Origin of the sequence: Cecembia lonarensis LW9 (genome assembly GCF_000298295.1) — a bacterium.
Lineage (GTDB): Bacteria > Bacteroidota > Bacteroidia > Cytophagales > Cyclobacteriaceae > Cecembia > Cecembia lonarensis.
The window spans coordinates 1-1,781 of record NZ_AMGM01000175.1 but is presented as its reverse complement, the minus strand read 5'-3'; the positions used below and the strand labels follow the sequence as shown (position 1 = coordinate 1,781).

At 37.0% G+C, this 1,781-nt stretch carries 1 protein-coding gene; it reads right to left on the bottom strand.

Going from position 1 to position 1,781, the window contains the following annotated elements; translation table 11 throughout:
* Positions 1 to 27: 27 nt before the first annotated feature.
* Positions 28 to 1,701 (bottom strand): IS1182 family transposase, encoded by a 1,674-nt coding sequence (locus B879_RS20615; RefSeq protein ID WP_009187164.1) that lies wholly within the window; start codon positions 1,699 to 1,701, stop codon positions 28 to 30.
* Positions 1,702 to 1,781 lie beyond the last annotated feature (80 nt).

Sequence of the window (1,781 nt, the reverse complement as noted above, 5' to 3'; positions counted from 1 at the left end):
GGGGCTGTCCGAAAAGGGCAGCCTTTTTTATGCCGCTATTTTTTGATTTTGAAAATCTAAAGTTAAGATAGGGGATTTTTGATATGTTTTCTTCCCTGATATGTAAAATACAGTTCGACTATTGTAGTATTTATAGCCCAAAGCTGATTTTTCAGTTGATTTTAGTCCAGAGCGCATACTTTTAGCCACCATCTTTCTCAGATTATGGCCAATTGCCATCAATAAGAACTCTAATTCTACTTTTTCTAAGCCTGTAAATGTAAATCTGTTGAATTTATTATTGCTTTTCAGCTGGCCAAACACAGCTTCTGCCTCTATTGGTCTTTTACTCCTGTGTTCAAGCCCTTTTTCATTCATTAGTTTTTCCCTGGCCTGCTGTTTTAAGAATTTTAACCTGTGGTTCACTTCGATTCTTCTGTTACCTGTTGCTTTGTGACATTGGGTCCTTAAAGGGCATCCTTCACAGTTTTTTGCCTGATAGTAAGTCACTTGAGATATATATCCATTACCTGAAGTGCGCTTTCCTTGTCCAACATTCTCCATCCGCTGTCCCATGGGGCATACGTAAAAATCTTGCTCTGCATTGTAGAAAAGGTTTTGGGGAAGAAAAGGATTGTTCTTTGTCTTCTTGTTTTGCTCCATGTGGAAGTAATTGTATTTCACATAGGCATCAACTCCCTTTTTTTCAAGCATTTCATAATTTTCCTCACTGCCGTATCCTGCATCAGCTACTATCTCTTTACTTTGTTTATTATACGATTTTTCAAAACTGTCCAAGTGGGATTTTAAAGTGGTGGTATCCCCTGGTGTTTGGTGGATAGTAGCATGGGTAATAAATTGATTTTCAGTTGATATCTGAGGGTTGTAAGCAGGTTTTAGTTGTCCGTTTTTCATGTGGTCCTCTTTCATTCTCATGAATGTGGCATCATGATCTGTCTTACTGTACGAATTTCTATCCCCCAAAATCTCCAAGTCTTTTTCATACTTCTCTAGCTTGGGAAGATGCTCTTCCTGAAGCTTTTGCAGCTCTTTAGCAACCTTCTTTGAAGGCTCTTTTAGCTTTTTATTTATAGCTGAAAGTCGCTCCCTTAATTCTTCAGAATCAATTTTTTCAGGCAATTCTTCTTGATTAACTTCTTTATTATCTGACAGGATGCTTTCTTCGATATCTGATAAAATACTCTTGATTTTACCTTCCAACCTTTCTTTGTGATTTTCAACTGACTTACGCCAGACAAAAGTGTATTTGTTGGATTTTGCTTCAATCTTGGTTCCGTCAATGTATTGAACATCAAGGCTTACATATCCCATCTCAACAAGCATTTTTACCACTTCGGCAAACAATGTCTTGATGGAGCCTTTTAGGATTTTACCGCGAAAATCATTGATGGTTCTGAAATCAGGGGTTGAGTTTCCTGAGATAAACATGAAGTGGATGTTCTCATTGAGTGCTTTGGCTATTTTCCTGCATGAATACACATTGGATAAATAGCCATAGAACAGCACTTTGATCATCATTCGTGGATGATAGGCTGATGTACCGCCTCCCTTATATCTCTTTATAATATCGCTGATATCCAGAGAGTTAACCACTGTATCAACCAATCGAACAGGATGATTATCAGGGATTTTATCAAAAATATTTGCCGGAAATAATTCTGGACAATTGCCAGTCTGATTTTTAAAAACTACCTTAGCCATTGTTGTATTTTGTTCAACTCTAAAATAATAATTTTAGAGAAAATCAACAATAAAAAAAGGGTGTCTCGACTTTTCGGACA